The organism is Streptomyces sp. NPDC058469 (assembly GCF_042721125.1).
GTDB lineage: Bacteria > Actinomycetota > Actinomycetes > Streptomycetales > Streptomycetaceae > Streptomyces.
Map to the genome: position 1 here is coordinate 22,863 of NZ_JBHXME010000027.1, position 23,441 is coordinate 46,303.

The window sequence follows — 23,441 nt, forward strand, 5'->3', positions numbered from 1 at the left end:
GACCTCAAGTCAGGGCTTGCGCATGTCCTGAACCGCGCCGGGCCTCCCCACGAAGGCGATGGCGTTGGATTCGGCCCAGGCCACGTGGGTTCCGGTCGAGGGACGGTGGCAGGTCTTCGGTGGCCGCACAGTGGCTGCCCGAACTGACGGAGCTGCCCGACCAGTTGCGTGGCGCGTTCGTCACCCACGTGCGCTTCACCCGCCTGGGCGGCGAGGAGGAAGGGGCAACGGCTGTCGGCGCGATGCGCGGCGTCGGGCCCGTCCTGCTCGATACGGTTGGCGACATGCCGCTCACGGAGATGGGTAGCATCCACGCCGACCTCGTCGACCCGTTGCCCTACTGGGACCGGCGGACCTCGCTGCGGGAACTGCAGGAGCAAGAGCGGGTGGTCGGTGGCGAGGCGGGGTCGGTGCGACGGGTGCCGCGTCGGCTGCGGCCACCGAACGGACAGCGGCGGCCGCGGTGGTGGTGCGGTAGTGCTCGTTCCACCTGGATTGGGGTGGGTGCCCCGCCTGCGCGATGTTGTCCTGGGGCTGAAGTGAGCGGTTCCGGCGTCTTCCTGGTGGGAGGCGGGGCCGGTCATGTCCTCATGCCGCATGACGGCGGGCCGGTCATTTGATGTGTCGCAGGAGCGCGGCGACCGCGGGCGGCTGTTCTCCGCGGGGATGGATGACTCTGAGTGTCCAGGAGGGTGCCTGCGCGATGAAGGGGCGAGTCGGCAGTTCGGGGAATCGCGCCGCGAGTGATGGGGGCATGATGCACACGCCCAGGCCGTACCGGACCAGGTCGCCGGCTGCCAGGATGTCGTTCACCTCGAAGGTGGTGGTGTGCTCGACGGCGGCCGCGCGGAACGCCTTGTCGACCTCGTGCCGGATCGCCCAGGTCGGCGGGAAGTCCACCAGGGGCAGGCGACCTGCCTCGGCGAGGGTCGCCGGCCGTACCGGCCGCGGTGACTCGGCCGGCGCTGACACCAGGACCATCTCCTCCCGCAACAGCAAGCGGGAGGTGAGCCCGCGTGACCGCGGGGCGTCCAGCGCGGCGACGGCCAGGTCGGCGGTGCCCTCGCGCAGTGCCTGCGGGATGTCGTCGACGGGGGCCTGGCGCAGCCGCACCGTTACACCCGGGTGCTCGCGGTGGAAGTCGGCCAGTGCCGGGGCGAGGCCGGCGTAGAGGCCCTGCATCACGCCGACCGTGATCTCACCGCGCAGCTCGCCCTGGGCGAGGTCGACGGCGGCACGGGCCTGTTCGGCGGCCTCCAGGGTGGCACGGGCGGCCGGCAGGAAGGCGTCCCCCGCGGGGGTCAGCGACACTCGGTGTGTGGTGCGGTGGAACAGGGGTGTGCCCAGCTCGCGCTCCAGGGCGCGCACCGTGCTGGAGACCGCGGACTGCACCACGTGCAGGCGCCGGGCCGCCGCGCTGAACCCGCCCTCCTCGGCGACAGCGATGACGACCTCCATCTGCCGAAGATCCATGACTGCCACCTTTGCCTGGTCAGCTGATGTGGAGATAACCATTATCTCCAGCCATCTCTCCCAAATGGGAAACAACGTCTCCAGGTGCACGTTGAAGAGGACAGGCGGTCCAGGCCGCCGGATTCCATCCTCCATGGCTGGGAGTGATCTGATGTTGATGATGTCGACCGCGGATCCGCGTACGGACCGCGCACCTGATCGAGGCGCGCGGGCGGCGGAGCGCCCGCACTCCGCCCGTCGTTACGGCGTCGGGTTCTGGACGATCGCCGCGGTGTTCGTCACCGCCATGGCGTTCTCCACCGTGCCCACCCCGCTGTATCCCCTCTACCAGGCTCACGACGGCTTCTCCACGTTCACGGTCACCGTCGTGTTCGCCGTGTACGCCGTCGGCGTGCTCACCAGCCTGTTGTTCGCCGGGCACGTCTCGGACTGGGTCGGCCGTAAGAAGATCATGACGGCCGCCCTGGCACTGGAGTTGCTCGCCGCCGCCCTGTTCCTGTCCGCGCCGTCGCTGCCGGTCCTGATCGTCGCCAGGCTGGTCACCGGCCTCGGCGTCGGCATGCTGACGGCGACCGCCACCGCCCATCTGCAGGAGTTGCACAGCGCGCACCGGCCCGGCACCTCGACGCGGCGGTTCGAGATCGTGTCGACCGCGGCCAACATCGGCGGCCTGGGCCTGGGCCCGCTCGCCGCGGGGGCGCTCGCCCAGTACCTCGGCGCGCCGCTCCGTCTGCCGTACGCGGTCTTCGGCGTACTGCTGGTGATCGGCGTCGTCGCCATCGCCCTGACGCCGGAGACCGTACGGAAGCCGGCCGTCCGGCCCGCGTACCGGCCTCAGCGGGTCGGCGAGGGCCTGGGCGAGCGGGGATACCTGGGCGCGGCGGCGGCCGGGTTCGCGTCCATGGCCGTTTTCGGCCTGTTCACTTCCCTGGTCCCTGGGTTCGTCGGCGGGACCCTGCACCACCCCTCCCGCGCGCTGGCCGGGCTGATCGTGTTCAGCGTGTTCGGTGCCGCCGCGGCGGCCCAGGTGTTCACCGGCCGTCTCGGTGACCGGACCCGGTGGACCTTCGGCCTGCTCGCTCTGACCGCCGGTATGGCGGTCCTCGCGGTCGCCATGCACATCGCCAGCCTGCCGGTGTTCGTACTCGCCGGGATCTCCGCCGGCGTAGGCGCTGGGGTGCTGTTCAAGTCCGCGGTGGGCCAGGTGGCCGGCACGGCGTCCGCGGCCCGGCGCGGCGAGGCCCTCGCCGGTCTCTTCCTCACGTCCTACCTCGGCCTGGCCCTGCTGCCCGTCGGCCTCGGCGTCGCCACCCGGTCGATGACCGTGACCACGGCGACGACATGGTTCACCGGCGTCGTACTGGTCCTGCTCGCCGCCGTGGCCGTACTCACGCGCGGCCACGGCACCAGCACGCGTCGCCGGGCCGTGCCGGCCACCTCACCCGGCACGGGCCATGAGCACAAGGAGACAGACCGCTGACCCCACACAGTCCCTTTCGACACCCTCTTGGAGGATGACGATGCGTACCACCACATGGGGAAGGACAGGGCTGCCGGTCTCGCGTATCGGCTTCGGCACCCGGCAACTCGGCGGTGACTGGGGCGTGTTCGCCGAGGACGAGGTCAAAGCGGCGATCCGCCGGGCACGTGAGCTCGGGGTGACCATCTTCGACACTGCCCAGGCATACGGCTTCGGCGCCTCGGAACGGCTGATCGGCAGCGCCCCGCGGGACGAACTGCGCAGGAACCGCGACGAGTTGGTGATCGCGGCCAAGGGTGGTCTGCGCAGGACCGACACCGGTGTGACCCGGGACGCCGGCCCCCGGGCGCTGCGTGAGGGTGTGGACGCGAGCCCGACCGCGCTCGGCATCGACCACATCGACCTCTACCAGGTCCACCGGCCCGACCCGAAGGTGCGGTTCGCCGACACAGGCGGTGCCCTGAAGGAACTGGTGGACTCCGGCAGGATCCGCCACGTGGGCACGTCCAACGTCAATGCCGAACAGATGGCCGAGTTCTCCCGGACCCTGCCGGTGGAGACGCTACAGCCGCCGTACCACCTCTTCCGCCGCGAGATCGAGGACACCGTCCTGCCTCACACCCGGCAGCACGACATCGGCGTCCTGGTCTACGGCCCGCTCGCCCATGGCCTGCTCACCGGCCCCCTCACCGGGGAAACCACCTTCCCCGCTGACGACTGGCGCAGCAAGAGCGGCGTCTTCAAGGGCGAGACCTGTCGGCGCAACCTGACCGTCGGCAGCGAGCTGGAGCGCTTCGCCGCATCCCACGCCATGACCGTCAGCCAGTTGACCATCTCCTGGGCCCTTGCCCATCCCCACGTGCACGTGGCCATCGTCGGCACCCGGCACCCGGCACCCGGCACCCGGCACGCCGACCACGCCGAGGACGGCCTCGCCGCGGCCGGCATCACGCTCGGCTAGGCCTACCTGAAGGAAATCGACTCGATCATGCCGGCGGCCATTCCGGTCGCCGGCCCGTCCCCGGAGAGTGTGTGATGACCAGTCAAACCAAGACCGCACAGACAAAGGTCGCCGTCCTCGGCGTCGGGGTGATGGGAGCCCCCATGGCACGCAATCTGCTGCGGGCCGGATTCGACGTGCGTGTGTGGAACCGGACCAGGGCGAGGGCCGAGGCACTGGCCGCGCAGGGCGCGTGTGTCGCGTCCTCGCCGGCCGAGGCGGCCTCGGACGCCGACCTCCTGATCACCATGCTCACCGACGGCCCCGCGGTCGAGAGCGCGATGACCGGTTCCGCAGGCGCGCTGGCCACGCTCCCCGCGCAGGCGGTGTGGGTCCAGATGAGCACCGTCGGCACCAGCGCGACCCAACACCTGGCAGAGCTCGCCGACCAGAGCGTCGCCTTCGTCGACGCACCCGTCTCCGGCAGCTCAGAACCCGCAGAGCGAGGGGAACTGCTCATCCTCGCCTCCGGGAACCGGGCACTTCGCCGACGCGTCCAGCCGCTGTTCGACGCCATCGGTCACCAGACCCTGTGGCTGGACCGCGTCGGAGACGGCAGTCGGCTCAAGCTCGTACTCAACAACTGGCTGGCTGTCCTGGCTGAAGGCATGGCCGAAACCATGAGCCTCACCACCGCACTCGGCTTGGACCCCGACCAGGTACTGGAAACCCTCTCCGAGAGCCCCCTGGGATCCGCCTACGCCGTGACCAAAGGCCACGCCATGGTTCAGCACGACTTCACTCCGGGCTTCCCACTGCGCCACGCGGCCAAGGACATCACCCTCGCGCTCAGTGCCGCCGACCACCACGAGATTGCCCTGCCCCTCACCGAGGCAGTGCAGAAGCGCTGGGACGAAGCGATAGCAGGTGGCCACGGGGACGAGGACGTGGCCGCAGCCATCACAGCCTCCTGAATCGGGGCGGCATGCCGGCACCCGCCCGACTTTCAGAACACCGAGCCTCTTCCAACCTCACGTTGATGCGTGGTGAAGGAGAGGACGGCCTTCACGATGCCGGTCCTGGAGCTGAATTGCCGGCAGGCTCTTGGTCCGCTGGTGGTACACGTCGGAGACGTCGCTGACCAGCGGAAACAGAGCCAACCATGGCAAGAAGCCGTTTGCCGGCCCGCGAATGGACCGGGTCTTGATCCCTTACCGGATCCGTAGAGGCCGGGTGTCAGCGGGCGGGTTGTGCAGCGCCCATCCGCAGCAGGGGGCCGCCGCTGATCGCGGTGAGGGCGAGGATGCCGACGCCGGACACCAGGATGGGCACGTTGACCTGGGTGAACTTGGCGACGAGACCCGCGGTGATGGCGCCGAAGGGTGACACGCACACCGACAGCAGGCGGAACACCCCGTTGACTCGGCCCAGGATGGCTTGGGGGATGGTGGTCTGCCGGAACGCGGTGATCAGTGTCTGCCAGGTGGCGATGCCGAAACCGACGGCTCCGAACGCGACGGCGGCGACGTAGGACACCCGGGTGCCGCCGAGGATCAGGCAGGCGACGCCCATGATGGCGAGGGCGGCCACGGCGCCGGGGAGTACGCCGAACTTACGCCGTACCCAGTCGCTGCCCAGTCCGCCGAGGACCCCGCCCAGCGCGTTCGCGGCCAGGAAGAAGCCGTACGCGCTCTCCGGCAGGTGCAGCCACTGGATGACGTAGAGGACCATGAGCACGCCGAGGCTCATCGTGAAGAAGTTCAGCGTGCCGAGCACCAGGGCGAGCCGCATCAGCAGTTTGTCTTCCCGTAGATAGCTCATGCCCTCGCGGATCATCGGCCACCAGGCGGTCCGTGGCCCGGCCGGATCGGTTCGTACGGATCGCAGGAACGGGAAGAGCAGCAGCACCACGCCGAGCAGGAACGAGGCGCCGTCAAGGATGAAAGGAGCCGCGGCGGCGAACGCGAACAGCACACCGCCCAGCGGCTGCCCGATGCTGTCACGCAGGACCACCTGCACGGCGTGCAGTCGGCCATTGGCCGTAGTCATCCGCTCCGCCGGCACGACCTTCGGAAGAAAGGCCTGGGCCGTGACCAGGAACACGGATTCGCCCATGCCGAGCACCGCCGCGGCGACGTAGACGAAGACGAGATCGAGCGTGTCGGTGAGCACACCGAGGGCGATCAGTCCGACGACGGCGCACCGGCACACGTCGATCGCGACGAGCAGGGCCCGCCGGTTGAAGATGTCCGCCCAGACCCCGCCGATCGGCGCCGTCATCATTCCGAGGGCGGTGACGATGGTGGTCAGCGACAACAGCACCGGGTTGTCGGTGAACGAGAAGGCCAGCAGGGGTAACGCCGCGTTGCGCACGCCGTCTCCCAGCGCGGAGACGGCGCTCGCCAGCCACAGACGGCCGAAGTGGGGCCAGGCCTCGTCGTCCACCTCCGCCGGAGCAGGTGAGGGAATGCAGTCCTTCGGTACGGCGCGCTCCGGTCCGCCCGCGCTGTCCGCTTCTCTCACCATGGCTCCGAACTCTTGTCAGTACTGCACTGCGCTTCAAGGATTCCCGTCTTCTCACGGGGCGTCGCTATGCGGCGGCTTCCACACCCGTGACCAGGCTGAGGAACCTCCCGTCCTCCTCGAACAGGATCCGCCGACGCTGCAGCAGATCCACCATCTCGCCGAGTCGGGATTCCGACATCCCGTCGCGGGCGGTCAACTGGTCCAGGCGTCGGGGTGCGTTCAGAGCCCGCAGCAGGTGCATCATGTGCCTGTCGACCGGGATCCGCTGTGCAGTGTCGAAGCGGGTGTCCTCGATGAAGGTCTCCGTGCCGTCCTGCACGAGCGCCAGCCGGGGACGTTCGCCGTCGTCCCAGCGGGCCTGCCATTCGGCGACCGCGTGCTGGAGAGCGGGATACCACTTGAGCGCGGTCATGGCGTAGGGGGCCGCGCCGTGGTCGGAGAAGAAGTAGGCCAGCTGGTCCAGTTGCTGCGGCTCGAAGGGGAAGACCAGCGGGTAGAAGTCCATCGGGCGCAGGTCGAGCCCGTACTTGAGCCGTTCGTTGAAGTAGGGGCTGAACCGGTCGAAACGGATGAAGAAGGCTCCGGTCGGCGGTGTGAGGTGTACCAGGTTGGGGAAATCCCGCTCGTACTTGGCGTACATCTCCTCGGGCTCCTGCGGCGCGCCGGCGAGGAGGTTCCACTCCGGGTGGATGCCGTACTGCAGGCAGAGCTTCATGAACTGGAGGCTCTGGAAGGCGGTGGTGCCCTTGCCCAGCAGCTTGAGCATGTCACTGTTGACAGCCTCGATCCCGGCCTGCACCCGGTTCACCCGGGCCTTGGCGAGGGCCTGCATGTTGGGCACGCTGACCGGGACCTTGATCTCGTAGAAGATGGACGCGTCCTTCGGGGCCTCGACCCTCGGGAAGACCTCGGTCGGGTAGTTGCGCGGCAGGATGTAGTCGGTGCACATGTAGTTCTTGAACTCAGGGTGGAACGAGAACAACCACTCGAACTGTCGCACCGCCAGGTCGGGGTCCATCTGGCGGAATCCGATGGTCTCGTCGTTCAGCCCGCAGAATGTGCAGTGGCTGCGCGCGCCCCACCAGCAGCCCCGCGAGGTCTCGAAGAACAGCGTGGGTTCGAGCTGCCCCTCTGCCACGACCTCCTCGGCGTCGCGCATGGCGGAGACGAAGCCGTCGTAGTCGAGCGGCACGTAGTCGTTGATGTCCCGGTCCCGGCCGACGCTCAGACGGACCTGGGGGAGCGTGCAGTTCTCCCGACTGATGACGCCCTGGATCTGCGGCATGTCGTCCGTCCCGCCGGTCAGCAGGTGGTCGAGGAACTGTCCGAAGCTCACCAGGCTCGGACCCGAGAAGACGTAGTCCAGGGACGGCACTTCGGCCGCCAGGACGGCTCCCATGGTGGTCTCGACGTTCGAGCCGCCGAGCAGGATCACCGCCTCGGGGTTCCGGTCCTTGATCATCTTTGCGAGGGCTATGGCCGGCACCGTCTGCGCGAACATCGTGGTCAGACCGACTACGTCAGCCGAAGCAAGGTCGTAGCGGTCGATGAGCGAGGCCAGGAACGCCTCGGTGCCCTCGCGTCGCTGTTTGAGGTCCTCCCGGAAGGACACCCATGAGGGCTCGCGGTAGAACCTGCCGAAGTAGCTCTCCGAATTGTCCGGCTCCTCGGGAAACGCGATGTGCCGGAACAGCCACTCTCCCACTCCGCTGTAGAGGTGGGTCATGTCGCCGGATATCTTCTCGTAGGTGCCGACGCCGAAATACTTGGCGAAATCGACATTGAGGTAATGCACCTCGGCGGTGGCCCGTCCCGGGTATTCCTTGCCGATCAGTCCGGCGAGTTGACTCAGCGCGAACGACGGACGGTTCCAGTCGGCGAAAGGCATGTTGACGAAAGCGACGCGAAGCAAAGGGAAACCTCTCGGAAAGGGTGGTGGCTCTCGAGGATGCTTCAGATGAGGTGATGGAGGTCGCCCGAATCCGGGTACGCTAAAACGAAGCCACCGGTTAACCCTTTCCCCCGTCCGATCGAATGTCTTCCCGAGGCTAGGCATACCGGCTCTTTCGGGTCAAGGTCCTTATCGGCCACGCGGGTTGGCCCGAAAGTGATGTCTCGCTGGAGGGGGCAACGGAGCCTCGGCGACTGGTCGGCCGGGCGGCACCGCGCTCCGTGTGAGCCGGGGCGCAGGCCGCTGAAGTGGCTTTGTGAAATGATTCGACAGCGTGTTCCGGCATATGGTGATGTCGTCACGTACGATGTGCTTCCGATTGCCGCCCGTCAGCAGCTGCTGACGATATTCGATACCGGTCAACTCATGGGGGAGAACGTCTTGCTGAACGCTGACACGAACGAGCCGACTTCTACCGAGTCTCGCGTGGCGGAGATCTGGGCCGAGGTGCTGAAACATGATCGGTTCGGTCTCGACGACAACTTCTTCGCGATCGGCGGTCATTCGATGTTCGCCACGCTGGTCACTTACACGTTGCGGGATGTCTGGGGCGTCGAGTTCCCTCTTTCGCTCATCTTCGAGCGCTCCACCGTCCGTGAACTCGCGTCGGCCGTCGACGCGTTCAAAGCCGAATCCGTCGACTCGGGGACCGTCACCGGCTGAGCACCGTCAGGTCCCGTCGGGTTCGCGCCGTGCGAGGCGCGAACCCGCGCTGAGCCCTGCGCGAAGGAAGTGGCCGGATGCAACCGGAGATCACGCTCGAAGAGCGGCGCGCCCGATTCCTGGACCGGATCCGTGAGGTCGCAGTCCGCTCCGCCGTACCCCGGCCGGACGCCGGGCCGCGCAAGCTTCCCACGGCACTGCCCCGCGCGGTGGCTACCGGACGCACCCCACGCCCCGTCCGCCACCGAATCGTCCGGCCCCTCGGAGAGACGGCGGTCAAGGCCCTGGATGACTGCGTGGCGCAGACCGGTGCGCCGGCCGGTTCGGTACTCCTGGCTGCGGTGCTGGCCTCCGTCGCGCGTTACTGCGCGGAAGCGGAGCTGCTGGTCGCCGTCCGCCACGGCCGCGTCCAGCAGTTGTCGCTGACCGTGGAACCGGCCCGGCCCGTGTCCGACCTGGTCCGTGCCGTGGACCGGGCGCTCGCCGAGGCCCGGACGGCGGGCAGGCGACCGGCGGCCCGCACCGCACCGCCGATCCTGCTGCAGGTGGAGCCCTACGGGGCTGGCCGCGCCGACGGCGTGGACGATCACGACTCCGCGGACGTCCTTTTCAGGATATTCCCGACGGGCGTCCTCATGGCCGACCACGACCCCGACCGCCACGAGACGCGGCTCGTCGAGGGCGTTCTCCGAGGAGCACAGGAGTTGCTGGAGGCCGCCCTCGCCACGCCGGACGCCCCGCTGTCCGCACTCCACTCCCTGTCCGACGACGACCTGCGCGAGGTGACGCAGGAGCCCAACCGCACCGCGCTCGCCCGCCGCCCCGACACGCTCACCAGCGCATTCGACCGGGCCCGGCGGCGTTTCGCCGACCGGATAGCACTGGTGGACGCGGCGGGAAGCCTCACCTATGACGAGACCGCCAGGGAGGCCGCCCGCATCGGCCACCGGCTGCGCGTGGCAGTCGGCCTCGCGCCCGAGGACCTGGTAGCGGTCTACGTCACGCGTGATGACAAACGCTGGGTGGTCGCCTGTCTCGGCGCGCTGTACACGGGTGCCGCCTGGCTCCCCGTCGACCCCGCCGTACCACCGGGCCGGCTCGCGACGCTGCTGCAGGACGCGGGGGTCGCCGCCGTTGTCACCGACGCCGTGCTCCGCGACCGGATCCCGGACGGCGACTGGGCGGTCGTAGACCTGGACGCGCACGACGCCGGGGACTCGGAGACAGATACGGCGCCGATCGAACCGGCGTCCACCGATCCCCGCCAGCTGGCCTACGCGATGTACACCTCCGGCAGCACAGGTTCGCCCCGCGCGGTGCTCGTCGAGCACGACAGCGCGGTCAACTTCGTCGAGTCCCTTCAGCAGCTCTTCGAACTGACCGCCGAGGACCGGATGCTCCAGTACGCGTCGCCCGGCTTCGACGTGTCGGTGTTCGAGATCTTCTGCGCGCTGCTCAGCGGCTCCTCGCTGCACATGATCGGCGACGACGACCGGCGCTCGGTCGAAGGCTTGACCCGGGCGCTCACCGAAGGCGGGATCACGGTGGCCGAGCTGCCACCGGCCCTGCTGGAACTGCTCGACCCCGACCGTGCGCCGCTGCTGCGGCTCGTCTCGGTCGGTGGTGAGCCGTTCTCCGGCCGGCTCACCACGCGCTGGTCCCGTGGCCGCCGGTTCGTCAACGGCTACGGAACGACCGAGACCACGATCGGGGTCATCTACAAGGAGTGCGCCGGCGTGTGGCGTTCCCCGCCGCCGATCGGCCTCCCGGTCGACAACCATCAGGCGTACATCCTCGACGACGCGTTGGGACCCGTGCCCCCGGGCGCGGTGGGCGAGTTGTTCGTTGGCGGTGCCGGAGTGGCGCGCGGCTACCTGGGCCAGGCAGGCCGCACGGCGGACCGCTTTCTCCCCGACCCGTTCCGGCCGGGTGGCCGCATGTACCGCACTGGCGACCTGGCCCGCTGGTCGGCGGAAGGCGAGATCGTCTTCCTCGGCCGCCGGGACCGGCAGGTCAAGGTCCGCGGGCAACGCGTGGAACTGGGTGAGATCGAGGCGGCCCTCACCGGGTCGGCCGAGATCTCCGCAGCCGTCGTCGCCGACATAGACGCGACGCTGATCGGGTTTCTTGTGCCCGCGGCCGGACAGCGGCCGGACCTCGACCGCATCCGCCGTCACCTGGCCGACCGGCTGCCCACGTACATGGTGCCGACGCTGCTGGTCGAGGTGGAACGGATTCCGATCACCGCCTCGGGCAAAGTCGACCTGGCCGCACTGGCGGCCCATCGTCCCCACGGCTTCGCCGTTGACCGACGTCCGGCGCCCGCGGCCGAACGGGGCGGATCCCCGCAGGACGCGGGCAGCGTGACGCGGCGGATCATCGAGGAAGGCTACGCCGCCCTTCTGCCCGGGGCGTCCGTGGCCGGCGACACCAACTTCTTCGCCACGGGAGGCGACAGCATCCGGGCGATCCGGCTGCTGTCGTGGGTGCGCGAGGCCTTCGGGGCGGAGATCCCGATGAGCCGGTTCTTCCGTCACGCCACCCCCGAGGCGCTTGCGGCGGCGGTCGGGCACCATCGCTCGGCCGGGCGCGGCCCGGCGGACGGCACCGCACCCGCCACACCCGCGCGCCTCACGTCCCGGGACGAGCAAGCCGACGCACCGCTGTCCTCGGCACAGCACCGGCTGTGGTTCCTGGACCAGTTGCGGCCGGGAGACTCGTCGTACAACGTCGTAGAGGTCTTCCGGCTGGACGGGGCACTCGATGCCGACGCCCTGCGCCGCGCCCTGGGCGAACTCGTCGCACGCCACGAGATCCTGCGCACCCGCTACGTGGCCACCGACGGTGTGCCCCGGCAGGTGGTGGAACCGCACCCGACGGCGGAGCTGGTGGTTCGCGACCTGACGGACGGGTCGCAGGAGGAACTCGACGCGTTGCTGGCCGCCGAGGCGGTGCGGCCGTTCGACCTGTCCACCGGTCCGCTGATCCGGGTCACGCTCGCCCGTCGTGGCCCCCATGAGCACGTGCTCGCCTGGGTCGTCCACCACATGGTCGCCGACGGGCGCGCGACCGAGGTGCTCTTCTCCGAACTCAGCCAGTTGTACGGCTCCTTCCGCCGCGGCCTGCCCTTTGACCTGCCGCAGGTACGGCTGCGGTTCCGGGACTACGCGCGGTGGCAGCGGGCGACCCTCGGCGGCGAGGCGCACCGGGAGGGACTGGCCTACTGGCGCGAACGCCTCGCCGGTGTACCGGCACAGCCGGAACTGCCGGCCGACCGGACCCGTCCCGCACACCCCACCGGCCGTGGCGGCACCCTCTATTTCGACCTGCCGGACGGAACGGGGGCCGCGCTCACCGAGTTCGGCCACCGCTACGGCGTCACGTCCTTCATGACCCTCCTGACCGCCTTCTTCGCCCTGTTGTCCCGCTATGGGCGCGACAAGGACGTGGTCGTGGGCACGCCGTTCGCCAACCGTGGCCGCCACGAGATCGAGGACCTCGTCGGCTTCCTCGTCAACACGGTTCCGCTGCGTGCCAACTGCTCGGGCGACCCGGCGTTCACCACCCTGCTCCGGCAGGTGACCGAGACGACGCTGGCAGCGGGCGACCACTCGGAGGTGCCGTTCGAAGACCTGGTGAGCAGCCTGGGCGTGACGCGCGACACCGGGGTCAACCCGCTGGTGCAGGTGCTCTTCCAAGTGATCGACGCACCGGAGGACCGGCTGACCCTGGACGGCGTTCAGGTGACCAAGATGCCGGTGGAGGAGCGTACGGCCGCCTTCGACCTGGTGCTGGAGCTGCGTACCGGCCGGCAAGGACGGCTCACCGCACGCCTCAACTACAGCACCGACCTGTTCGACCGCGAGACGGTGTCGCGGATGGCAGGGCACTACCAGCGCCTGCTGCGCTCGGCCCTGGAGACACCCGAGTGCCGGCTGTCCGAGCTCGACCTGCTGGATCCGGTCGAGCGGCACGACCTGCTCCACACCTTCAACACCACCGTCTCCACCCCGGTGGACACCATCACCACGGTGGTGGAGCGCCGAGTCGCGACGGCGGGTACGGCGGTGGCGCTGACCGGCCCGGCGGGACCAGTCACCTACGCGGAGCTGAACACCGCCGCCAATCGGCTCGCCCACCATCTGATCGGACTCGGCGTCGGCCCGGACATGATCGTGCCCCTATGCCTGCCGCCGGGCACAGACCTGATCGTCGCCATGCTCGCGGTGCTCAAGGCCGGCGGGGCGTATCTCCCGATCGACCCCACCCACCCCGCCCATCGCATCGGCGCACTGTTCGACGACTGCGCGGCGGACATCGCCGTGGCCCACCGGGCCGCGCGAGAGAAGCTGCCCTCCGGTCTCACGCACGTCGTGGACCTTGACGGCGACCGTGCGCGGATCGACGCACGGTCGGCGGAGAACCCACCCGGTCCTGATTCTGAGCACCTCGCGTACGTGATGTACACATCCGGCTCGACGGGCCGGCCGAAGGGCGTCGCCGTTCCGCATCATGCGCTGGTGCGCCTGGTGCTCGGCTGCGATCAGTCACCGGTCGGCCCGCAGGACACCTTCCTGCTGGCGCAGCCGACCAACTTCGACGCGTCGAACCTGGACATCTGGCTGCCGCTCGCGCACGGCGCGCGCATCGCGGTGCCCGAGAAGCGTCCGATCGACCCGTTCGACTTCGGCGCCGCCGTCCGCGGCCACGGGGTGACCGTGGTGTGGCTGACGGCGGCCCTGGCCCAACTGATCATCGACACCGATCCGCAGCTCTTCGCAGGGGTCCGGCAGCTGGGCATCGGCGGTCAGGCCCCGTCCGTTCCACATCTGCGGCGGCTGATGAGTGCACTGCCGAGCCTACGGCTGCTGAACTGTTACGGCCCCACAGAGTCCACGACCAACACCACCCTGCACCACATCGCTTCCGTACCCGCCGAGGACACGGCCTCGATCCCGCTCGGCCGCCCGGTCGGCGACACCCGCGTGCACGTCGTCGGGGTGAACGACGAACTGTTGCCCGTCGGGGTGCCCGGCGAGCTGTGGATCGGCGGGCGCGGCCTGGCTCGCGGCTACCTCGGCGCCCCGGGCCTGACCGCCGAACGGTTCGTCCCTGACCCGTTCGGTCCTGCCGGGCAACGGGTCTACCGCACGGGGGACATTGTGCGCCGACTGCCGGACGGCACCCTCGACTTCCTCGGCCGCGACGACGACCAGGTCAAGATCCGCGGCTACCGGATAGAACTCGGGGAGGTCGCCACGGTGCTGCGCCGGCACCCCATGGTGCGCGACGCACACGTGCTGAGGAACGGGCGCGGTCCGACGGCGGAGCTGGCGGCGTACGTCGTCGCCGCGGCGAACGGTGCGGACATCGACGACGTGGTCCGGCACGCGAGGCGGCAGCTGCCCGACTACATGGTGCCGGCGACGGTTACGCCGGTGGAAGCACTGCCGCTGTCGGCCAACGGCAAAGTCGACCCGGCCCGGCTGCCCGAATCGCGCCGGCCCCGCTCCGCCCAGAGCCGCCGCCCGCCACGCACCGAGCTGGAGACGACGGTCCACGCAGTGTGGAAGGAGGTCCTCGGGCACGACGACTTCGGCGTCGACGACGACTTCTTCACCATGGGCGGGAACTCGTACCAGGCCGCTCAGACCGTGGCTCGGCTTCGCACGGCGCTCGGCGTCGACCTCACGGTGCGCACCTTCTTCGAGCACCGGCGCATCACCGCGCTGGCGCGAACCCTGGCGGCGGGCGCCGACCCTGCCGACGGGGGAAGCACCCCCGTGGTTCCCCGTGCGGCCGGCACTCAGGCGCCCCTTTCGGTGGACCAGCAGCGCCTGTGGTTCCTCGACCAGTTGCGCCCGGGCAGCGCCGACTACAACGTGCCGATGAACCTGTGGCTGCGCGGCCGCCTCGACACCAGTGCCCTGCGGTCGGCACTGCGGGAGGTGGTGGCCCGTCACGAGGTGCTGCGCTCCCGGTTCGTCCTGGGGGAGGACCGCCTACCAGTACAAGTGGTGGAGCCCGCCGACGCCTTCGAGCTGGCCGAGACCGACTTCTCCCACCTGCCCCGGGCCGAGGCCAGGGCGAGAGCCGAGCGGGCGGCGGTCACGGCGGCACGTGAACCCTTCCGGCTGGACCGGGCCCCACTGATCCGCGCCGAGTTGCTGCGCATCGGCCCCGAGGAGCATCTCCTCTCGCTGGTGCTGCACCACGCGGTGGCCGACGCCGAGTCCTTCCGCCTGCTGTTCGCAGAGGTGAGACAGCTGTACGGCGGGCAGCCGGACGCCTTGGACTCCCTCCCTGTGCAGTACGCGGACTACGCGCTGTGGCAGCGACGCCTCACCGCGACCGTCGACCGGATCGAGCTGGACCACTGGCGCGAGCGGCTCCGGGATCTGCCCGTCCTGACGCTGCCCACGGACCGCCCGCGCCCGCGGATACGCAGCGGAGCGGGCAGCCGGTACCGGGCCGACCTACTGGACGCCGCGGACACCGGGCGGCTGGCTACGCTGGCCCGCGCGTACGGGGTGACCGAGTTCATGGTGCTCCTCGCAGCTCTGCAGGCCACCCTCGGCCGGCTCAGCGGCCAGGCGGACTTCGGCGTCGGCACACCGGTCTCGCTGCGGTCGCGTCCCGAACTGGAGCCACTGATCGGGTTCTTCGTCAACACGCTCGTCCTGCGGACCGATTTGTCGGGTGCCCCGTCCTTCGCCGAGCTGCTGGCCCGCACCCGGGAAACCGCACTGGCCGCCTACGCCCACCGGGAGTTGCCGTTCGACCGGCTCGTGGAGGAACTGCTACCGAGCCGCAGCCTGGACCGCACACCGCTGATCGACGTGGTGTTCTCCGTCGACGCCACCACCGGGGTGGCGCCCCGGCTGCCCGGGCTCACCACCGAGGTCGCCGAAGTCCACACCGGCACGGCCAAGTTCGACCTGGACGTCGCCGTGGTCGGTGGGAGCGACGCACTGGCCTGCACGGTCGAGTTCAACACGGATGTGTTCACGGAGTCGTCCGCACGGCGACTGGTGGACGGCTTCCGCCGGACTCTGTGGGCCGCGCTGACCGACCCGCACCAGCGGCTGCCGGAACTCGGCGGGGAACCGGCCGTGGTGACGTATACGAATCCCGCCGACAACGGAGGTGGAGATTGAGAGCCGATACCGCAGCGGGCGGTGTCCCGGAGGACCTGGACCGGTGGTTTCTCGGTGGTCTCGACCGTGCCTGGGGCGACACCCAGTTGCTGTGCCTGCCGCACAGCGGAGGCAACGGATCGAGTTACCGCGCCTGGCTGGCCCCGGCGGAGCCAGAGGTGGACGTGGTCCCGGTGCAGCTGCCGGGCCGGGAGACACGGCTGACCGAGCCCCCGTTCACCGACCAGCCGACGCTCATCGCCGAACTCGCGGACGTGGTGCGCCTGGCCGGGTTCCACCGGATCGCCCTCTTCGGCCACAGTATGGGCGCGGTACTCGCGGTCAATCTCTGCCGTGTGCTGGAGGCGGCAGGCATCCAGGTGGCCCATGTGTTCGTCTCCGGACACGGCGGACCGTCCCAGCGGCCGGAGGCCAGGTTCCCGATCGACGCGCCCGACGAGACGATCCTGGACGCGCTCGGTGCCACCGGCGCACCCAACTACGAGGCGTTGCTGCGGTATCCGGACCTGCGGGAGATGGTGCTACGGGTGATCCGCGCCGACCTCGGGCTGGTGCTGACAGGCTTGGTCGCGGGACCGCCGGTGCAGGCGCCGATCACAGTTGTCAACGGCAAGGACGACCCCACGCCGGCCGGATGGGACCTGAACGAATGGGCCACCGTGACGCGCGCCACCTGTACGTCGCACCTGCTGCCCGGAGACCACTTCTACCTGGTCGGACAGGGCGAAGAGGTGGCCCGCATCATCCGCACCTCCCTGTCCGGCCGGCCCGTGCCCCGCACTCCCACGAGAGACAAGGACTGACCGAGGTGACGTCTTACGCGGTCGTCGTCAACGACGAGGAGCAGTACTCGATCTGGCCGGCGGACCGGGACATTCCGGCGGGTTGGCGGGTAACCGGTGTGGTCGGCTCGAAGGACGAGTGTCTGGCACACATAGAGGAAGTCTGGACCGACATGCGGCCGTTGAGTCTGCGTCGGCGGATGGAGGCGGTGGACTCATGACGTCGTCACGTGTAGCGATTGTCACGGGCGCGGGACGAGGCATCGGCGCCGCCACCGCGTCGCGGCTGGCCGCCGACGGCGCCGCGGTGGCCGTCCTCGACCTGGACGCCGGGGCCGCCGCGGACACCGTGGGCCGCATCCGCGCAGCCGGGGGCACCGCCTGTGCCGTCGTCGCCGACGTCAGCGATCCCGATCAGGTCAAGGGCGCACTGGCCACGGTGGAGGCCGAGCTGGGGCCTCCGGTCATCCTGGTCAACAACGCCGGTGTGATCAGGGACCGGCCGATGGAAGAGCTGTCGCTCGACGACTGGAGCACCGTCGTCGACGTGAACCTGCGCGGACCGTTCCTGATGTGCCAGGCGATCCGCGTGCATCTGCTGGAACAGGGCTGGGGACGCATCGTCAACTTCTCCAGCTCCTCGGCGCTGGGCAACCGCGACCAGGCCAACTACTCCGCCGCGAAGGCCGGGATCGAAGGCCTGACCCGGACCCTCGCCATCGAACTGGGCCCCTACGGGGTGACCGTGAACGCGGTGGCCCCCGGTTACATCGTCACTGACATGACGAGGCGGACGGCCGAGCGGATGGGCATGGACTTCACCCGGCTCCAGCAGATGGTGGCCGCGCAGACGCCGGTGCGACGCGTGGGACAGCCCGAGGACGTGGCGAACGCCGTCGCCTTCCTCGTCGGTGAGGACGCCGGGTTCGTCTCCGGGCACACCCTCTACATCACCGGCGGTCCGATGCGCTGACCGCACAGGCCTCCAGTGCCGCGGCGAGTCCGGCCACCGTGCGCAGCCGGAACAGGGTCTGCAACGGGAGGGCGACGCCGTGGCGCTGTGCCAACTCGTCGGCCACCCTCAGCAGGTCGAGGGAGGCTCCGCCGAGGCTGAAGAAGTCCTCGTCCGTAGCGCCGGGCGACCGGCCCAGCACTGACGCCCAGACCTCGGCGACCGTCTTCTCCCACGGCGAGACGGGAGCCCGTCGCCGTCCTGCGGCGGGCAGCGGATCCGGTAGGGCGCGGCGGTCGACCTTCCCGTTGGCGGTCAACGGCAGCTCGTCCAGGAACACGAACCGACCTGGGATGAGCGGCTCGGGCAGGCGCTCGCGCAGGTACGCCCGAAGGATTGTGTCGGGTGCGCCATCCTGGGCCATCGGCACCACGTACGCGACCAGACCGGCCGCGAGACCATCGCCCCGGACGGTGACGAAGGCGTCGCGGACGGCCGGATGGCCCGCAAGGACGGTTCGGACCTCGCCGGGTTCGATGCGGAAGCCCCGCAGTTTGACCTGGTCGTCGATGCGGCCCGCGAACTCGATGGCTCCGTCCGCGCGTCGGCGGGCCAGGTCTCCTGTGCGGTACAGCCGGCCGCCGGGCGGCCCGAACGGGTCAGGGACGAATCGCTGCGCGGTCAGGCCAGGTCGGCCCAGATATCCCCGGGCCACTCCGGCTCCCCCGACCAGCAGTTCACCGAGGACACCCACCGGGACGGGATGGCCGGCCCTGTCGACGACGTAGCAGCGGGTGCCGCCGATCGGGCGGCCGATCGGCACCCCGGCCGCCTCGTCCAGATGGTCCGCGACGACGGGATGCGTGGTGGCGAAGGTGGTCGTCTCGGTCGGCCCGTAGCCGTTGACGACAGCGAGTTCCGGATGCGCGTCCAGAAGGGCGCGCAGATGCGGCACGGACAGTGCCTCGCCCCCGACCACCAGGGTCCGCAGCGGGTGCAGGGCCTGCGGGTGCACGTCCGCCACCATGTTGGCCAGCTGGGCGGTCAGCCAGAGCACGGTCACGTCCAACCGCCGTAGCTCATCGGCGAGTTCGCGCGGTCCGACCTGGCCGGGTGGGTAGACGGCCAGCCGGGCTCCGTTGCACAGAGCGCCCCACACCTCGAACGTCGAAGCGTCGAAGGCCGTCGGGGCGAGCATCAGAGACGTGTCCGCGGCGTGAATGCCGATCTGGTCGAGGCCGCGGACCAGCCGGACGACGCAGCGATGGGTGACCGCGACGCCCTTCGGCACTCCGGTGGAGCCCGAGGTGTAGATGATGTAAGCGAGGTTGTCCGGTGAGATGTCGGGCCGTTGGACCGGGTGCCCAGCCGCGGCGGGCAACGGCGCGTCCATGTGCAGGCGCTCGATGTCGCCGGGCAGCTTTCCCGACAACTCGCCGTCGGTCAGCACCAGCCGGGACGCACTGTCACGCAGGACGAACTCAAGCCTCTCCGGCGGGTGGGCGGGGTCCAGCGGGACGTAGGCGCCCGCCGCCTTGAGCACGGCGAGCAACGCCACCACCTGCTCCGGGGCGCGTGGCAGGAGAACGGCGACGCGGTCGTCCGGGCGGATCCCGAGTTCCACCAGGCGGTCGGCCAACGCCTGTGCCTCGGCGTCCAGTTCGGCGAAGGAGCGACGGTAGGGAGGGCACCAAAGGGCCGTCGCGCCAGGAGCGGCCGCCAGCTGCTCCGCGAACAGGTCGAGGATCGTGGCCGTAGGGGTGGGCGCTGTGCGGTTGCCGACGTCGACGACGAAGCGCCGCTCCGCCGGGCCGAGCATGTCCAGCAGGGACACGGGGCGGTCGGGACGGGTGAGCCCGTCGGTCAGAAGTCTTCGGAAGTGGCCCGCCACGCGTTCGAGGGCGTCGGGGGTGAACAGATCGGCGTTACCGGCGAATCCCACCGTGTAGGAGTCTCCGGCGCCGGCGACGGTCACCGCGAGGTCGAAGGGGGAGCGGGCCGAGGCCACGAGTTCGGGCCGCAGCCCCCGTTCCGGTGCCGCCTCCGTAGCGTTCAGATGCCTGTACGGCCGTACGTCCAGGACCACTTGTGCGAGGGGATGGCGGCTCGGTTCACGGTCCGTGGCGAAGTCCGCGGCGAGCCGCTGGAAGGGCACTGTGGAGTGCCCGACGGCGGAGCGCGCGGCTTTCCGGACCCGCTCGGCCAGTGTCCGCGACGAGGGGTGGTCGGAGCCGTCGATCCGCAGGGGCAGTAGGGGAGCCAGACAGCCGGCGACTCCCTCGCCTCCCGCGGGTCTGGCGCCCGGGGTCTGCGTGGCGAACACGACGTCGGGGGAGCGCGAGTACCGGATCAGGAGCGCGGAGAGGGCGGCTCCGAAGAGTGTGAAGGTGCCAGTCTCCGTCGGCTCCTCGCCACCCGGCGGGTGCACCAGGCCGCGGGGGACCTCGAAGAGGACGGTGCGAGTGCGCTGAGTGTGCACCGCGGGCCGGGGCTTGTCGGTCGGCAGTTCGACGGAGGGAGGCAGGTCCGTCAGACGATCACGCCAGAAGTCCATTTGGGTGTCAGGCTGTTCGGGCGTGGACCGCTGTGCCGGTAACTGCCGGGCCTGCGCCTCGGGCAGGGCTGCGCCGGAGAGGGCCGCGCCGTACAGAACCGCGAGATCGGACTGCAGCACTCCGGCGGAATGGGGATCGCAGACGATGCGGGGCACGGCCAGAGTCAGTGCCGCGTCGCCGTCGAGTCCGCTCACGACGGCCCGCACCAGCGGGCCGGCGCTCAGATCGAACCGCCTCCGCGTCACGGCCTCGACGGCATCCCGCCCGTGCGCGTCGTCCCTCACGCCGACGAACATCAGCTCGTACGCCGGATCGGCGGAGATCCACCGGCGCGGCACTGCCTCGTTCCGGCTCAGCCGGGTGCGTAGGGCGTGGTGTCGGCCCATCAGGGCGGTCAGCGCCGAGCGCAGGGCCGCGGTGTCGAGGGGGCCGAGAACCCGCCACCGCAGGACCACGTGGTCGGGGGGTTCGGTGACCAACTGGTCAGCGATCCACTGTCGTTGCTGTGCGGCGGACAACGGACTGGCACTGTCGCGGGCCTCGTTGTCCGAAAATGCGGCGTACGTCACTGGACCGTCCGGTCAAGTCGCGGCATCCAGTCACCGTAGCACTCTGATCGAACTCCAGGACGTATCCGGATCACTTGCACTAGGCTCGCTGTCGGCGCCTTCCGTGGACCGGGAGAGTGCCCCTCACATGATCCGCACACGGGGGGACACATGGACTTCGGCCACAGCGCCGAGGAGACGCGCTTCCGCGACCGGATCCGGGCGGAGCTCCAATCCGCCCCTGTGGCATCCGAGTTGGCCCGCCTACGGGCCTGCGGCGAACGGGAGCCTGATGTACGCGACCTCTACCGACTGCTCGGGGAACGCGGACTGCTCGGGGTGGACTGGCCCCACCGTCACGGCGGACAAGGCCGTACGGCGGTCCACGCGGCCGTCGCCGTCGAGGAGATGATGCGCGCGGGGGTCCCTGACACCCTGTTCGTCAACGGCATCCAGACCGTGGGCAAGCTGGTGCTGCTCGCCGGCACGGAGGAACAGAAGGCCAGGGTCCTGCCGGAGTTGGCCGCCGGCCGGCGTTTCGCGAGTGTCCTGTACACCGAGCCCGAGGTCGGTTCCGATCTGAGCGCGCTGACCACGCGGGCCGTGGCCCGCGAGGACGGTTACCGGATCGACGGCGTCAAGATCTACAACCTCAAGAGCGACATCACCGACTACGGTCTGTGCGCGGCACGCACCTCCCTTGAGGACTCACGCTACGCGGGCCTCACGTTGTTCCTCCTGGACATGCACGCACCCGGCGTCCACGTGGAGCGCCTCGACACCATGGGCGACGAGCAGTTCCACCGGGTGGAACTGGACGGCGTGCGCGTCGCCGCAACCGACATCATCGGCGAGGTCGGTGACGGCTGGGCGCTCCTCGCCGAGGCGCTTCCACTGGAACGCACGGGCTTCGACTTCGCCCTTCGCGCCGAGCGCTGGTACGAAACGGGATGCGCCGACCTCACCCTCACCGGCGGCGTGGGTTCCGGATCCGTCGCGGACTGGCTGGCCGACGTCGGCCGCCACGGTGCCGCGACCCGCGCCGCCGCCCTGTTGGCTTGGCGCTGCGTCGGCTCCGCAGACGGAGGGCGGCTCGACGAACTCCAGACATCCACGGCCAAGTGGTACGCCAGTGAGCAGGCGGCGTCCGTCGCCCGCTGGGCCATGACGCGCTACGGGCTGGACGCCCCCGAGGACCTGGCCGCGACACTGGACAGCGCCTACCGGGAAGCGCCGGGTCTGACGCTGTCCGGCGGCACCTCCGAGATGATGCTGCAGACGATCTCCGGATTTCTGTTCGCCGCCGAACCCGCCGCCCCGGCCACCACGGAGGTGGAGTGACATGCGGCTCGAACGTGACGACGTACAACGTGACCTGGTGAGGGCCGTGCGCGCCGATCTGGACCCGCTGGTGGGTCCGGGCGGGCGGATGGATCCGGCTGAGGTCCATGCCGCCCTCGCGGACCTGGACCTGTTCGCCCTCGAACTGCCCGACGCGATGGGCGGGCTGGCGTTCGGGCTGTCCTGCGCGGCTCCCGTGTGCGAGGAGCTGGGCCGCTCGGCAGCTCCCGACTCCTACCGGGCCCACGCGTTGCTCGCCGAACTCGCGCAGGCAACCGAGGGTGAGGGACCCGGCCACCGTTCCTCCGCCCTGAACGCGGTGCTTCCCCTGCTCGGCGCGGGCAAGGTCACCGCGGACCTGGCCGCCGGCACCGGCGTGCTGGCGGCTTCCACCTCCGAAGGCTGGCGACTCGACGGCGAGTGCACACTGTCCGAATCCCTCCCGGACGCAGCGTTTCACCTGGTGCCGGCTCAGACAACCGAGGGCACCGTGCTCGCAGCGGTGTCCGCCGATTCCCCCGGGTCGGTCCTTTCTGGCACCCGGCGCGAAGGGATCAGGCGGCTGGCACTGACGGGTGTCGCGGCACACGCGCTGTCGGCGCCGTTGCACGACACCGGCGGTCTTCCCTCGCCCCTGCTCGCTCGCGCCCGGCTCCGGCAGGCGGCCTACCTGCTGGGCCTGGCGTCGGGCGCGCACCGGCTCGCGGTCCGACGGGCGGCGGCCCGGCACCAGTTCGGGCGCCCCGTCGCGGAGAACCAGGCCGTCGCGTTCCCGCTCGCCGAGCAGTTCGCCCACATGGAGGCGGCTCGACTCCTGACGCACGAGGCCGCGTGGGATGCCGACGGTGGCGGGCCTGCCACCGTCGGCGCCACCCAGTCGCTCGCCTACGCGGCGGAACTCGCGCTCCAGGTGACCGCGCACGCCGTGCACGTACACGGTGCAGCCGGGATCACGGGTGACTTCGCGGTCCAGCGCCACTACCGGGTCGCCGCCGTCGAGGCGACCCGGTGGGGCGCCCCGGCCGAACTCACCGAGATCCTGGTCGACTTGCTCGGCGTGGACACCGTCGACC

Annotated in this window: 15 protein-coding genes; 11 read left to right on the top strand and 4 right to left on the bottom strand. The window is 70.1% G+C overall.

Features of this window, described 5'->3' with window-relative positions; genetic code table 11:
* Positions 1-119: 119 nt before the first annotated feature.
* Positions 120-620: a hypothetical protein gene (locus tag ACFWP5_RS15340; RefSeq protein WP_384155402.1), complete on the top strand. Its 501-nt coding sequence runs from the start codon at positions 120-122 to the stop codon at positions 618-620.
* Here ACFWP5_RS15340 and ACFWP5_RS15345 read toward each other — a convergent pair.
* Positions 613-1,473 (bottom strand): LysR family transcriptional regulator, encoded by an 861-nt coding sequence (locus tag ACFWP5_RS15345; RefSeq protein WP_384155405.1) that lies wholly within the window; start codon positions 1,471-1,473, stop codon positions 613-615. The genes ACFWP5_RS15340 and ACFWP5_RS15345 overlap by 8 nt on opposite strands.
* 151 nt (positions 1,474-1,624) lie before the next feature.
* On the opposite strand from ACFWP5_RS15345, the gene ACFWP5_RS15350 reads away from it, so the two are divergent.
* The 3 genes from ACFWP5_RS15350 to ACFWP5_RS15360 all read left to right on the top strand — a co-directional run bounded on the left by ACFWP5_RS15350 (position 1,625) and on the right by ACFWP5_RS15360 (position 4,867).
* Positions 1,625-2,953 carry an MFS transporter gene (locus tag ACFWP5_RS15350; protein ID WP_384155408.1) on the top strand — a complete coding sequence of 443 codons (1,329 nt, stop codon included), beginning with the start codon at positions 1,625-1,627 and terminating at the stop codon, positions 2,951-2,953.
* A gap of 40 nt (positions 2,954-2,993) precedes the next feature.
* Positions 2,994-3,914, top strand: a complete 921-nt coding sequence (locus ACFWP5_RS15355; protein ID WP_384155411.1) for an aldo/keto reductase — start codon at positions 2,994-2,996, stop codon at positions 3,912-3,914.
* A gap of 74 nt (positions 3,915-3,988) precedes the next feature.
* Positions 3,989-4,867 carry an NAD(P)-dependent oxidoreductase gene (locus ACFWP5_RS15360; RefSeq protein WP_384155413.1) on the top strand — a complete coding sequence of 293 codons (879 nt, stop codon included), beginning with the start codon at positions 3,989-3,991 and terminating at the stop codon, positions 4,865-4,867.
* 262 nt (positions 4,868-5,129) lie between these two features.
* On the opposite strand, the gene ACFWP5_RS15365 is transcribed toward ACFWP5_RS15360, so the two are convergent.
* A complete protein-coding gene (locus ACFWP5_RS15365) occupies positions 5,130-6,419 on the bottom strand; it encodes an MFS transporter (protein ID WP_384155416.1) in 1,290 nt (429 codons plus the stop codon).
* Between the two features lie 64 nt (positions 6,420-6,483).
* On the bottom strand, positions 6,484-8,475 hold the full coding sequence (locus tag ACFWP5_RS15370) for a RiPP maturation radical SAM C-methyltransferase (RefSeq protein ID WP_384155419.1): 1,992 nt from the start codon (positions 8,473-8,475) through the stop codon (positions 6,484-6,486).
* A gap of 156 nt (positions 8,476-8,631) precedes the next feature.
* Here ACFWP5_RS15370 and ACFWP5_RS15375 point away from each other — a divergent pair, with 156 nt between their 5' ends.
* The 5 genes from ACFWP5_RS15375 (at position 8,632) to ACFWP5_RS15395 (ending at position 17,945) form a co-directional block, all read left to right on the top strand.
* On the top strand, positions 8,632-9,033 hold the full coding sequence (locus tag ACFWP5_RS15375) for a phosphopantetheine-binding protein (RefSeq protein WP_384155422.1): 402 nt from the start codon (positions 8,632-8,634) through the stop codon (positions 9,031-9,033).
* Between the two features lie 77 nt (positions 9,034-9,110).
* Positions 9,111-16,190 carry an amino acid adenylation domain-containing protein gene (locus tag ACFWP5_RS15380; protein WP_384155425.1) on the top strand — a complete coding sequence of 2,360 codons (7,080 nt, stop codon included), beginning with the start codon at positions 9,111-9,113 and terminating at the stop codon, positions 16,188-16,190.
* Positions 16,187-16,993 (top strand): thioesterase II family protein, encoded by an 807-nt coding sequence (locus ACFWP5_RS15385; RefSeq protein WP_384155428.1) that lies wholly within the window; start codon positions 16,187-16,189, stop codon positions 16,991-16,993. The genes ACFWP5_RS15380 and ACFWP5_RS15385 overlap by 4 nt, the downstream gene beginning before the upstream one ends.
* Complete coding sequence (locus ACFWP5_RS15390) at positions 16,990-17,193, top strand: MbtH family protein (RefSeq protein WP_384155526.1); 204 nt, start codon at positions 16,990-16,992, stop codon at positions 17,191-17,193. Before ACFWP5_RS15385 ends, ACFWP5_RS15390 begins: the two co-directional genes overlap by 4 nt.
* Positions 17,190-17,945, top strand: a complete 756-nt coding sequence (locus ACFWP5_RS15395) for an SDR family NAD(P)-dependent oxidoreductase (RefSeq protein ID WP_384155431.1) — start codon at positions 17,190-17,192, stop codon at positions 17,943-17,945. The genes ACFWP5_RS15390 and ACFWP5_RS15395 overlap by 4 nt, the downstream gene beginning before the upstream one ends.
* On the opposite strand, the gene ACFWP5_RS15400 is transcribed toward ACFWP5_RS15395, so the two are convergent.
* Positions 17,923-21,048: an amino acid adenylation domain-containing protein gene (locus ACFWP5_RS15400; protein WP_384155434.1), complete on the bottom strand. Its 3,126-nt coding sequence runs from the start codon at positions 21,046-21,048 to the stop codon at positions 17,923-17,925. The genes ACFWP5_RS15395 and ACFWP5_RS15400 overlap by 23 nt on opposite strands.
* 150 nt (positions 21,049-21,198) lie before the next feature.
* Between ACFWP5_RS15400 and ACFWP5_RS15405 the strand changes: the two genes are divergently transcribed.
* Both ACFWP5_RS15405 and ACFWP5_RS15410 read left to right on the top strand, forming a co-directional pair.
* Complete coding sequence (locus tag ACFWP5_RS15405) at positions 21,199-22,368, top strand: acyl-CoA dehydrogenase family protein (RefSeq protein ID WP_384155437.1); 1,170 nt, start codon at positions 21,199-21,201, stop codon at positions 22,366-22,368.
* A gap of 1 nt (position 22,369) precedes the next feature.
* Positions 22,370-23,441: acyl-CoA dehydrogenase family protein (locus ACFWP5_RS15410; RefSeq protein WP_384155440.1), on the top strand; the 1,072-nt coding region annotated here is incomplete at its 3' end.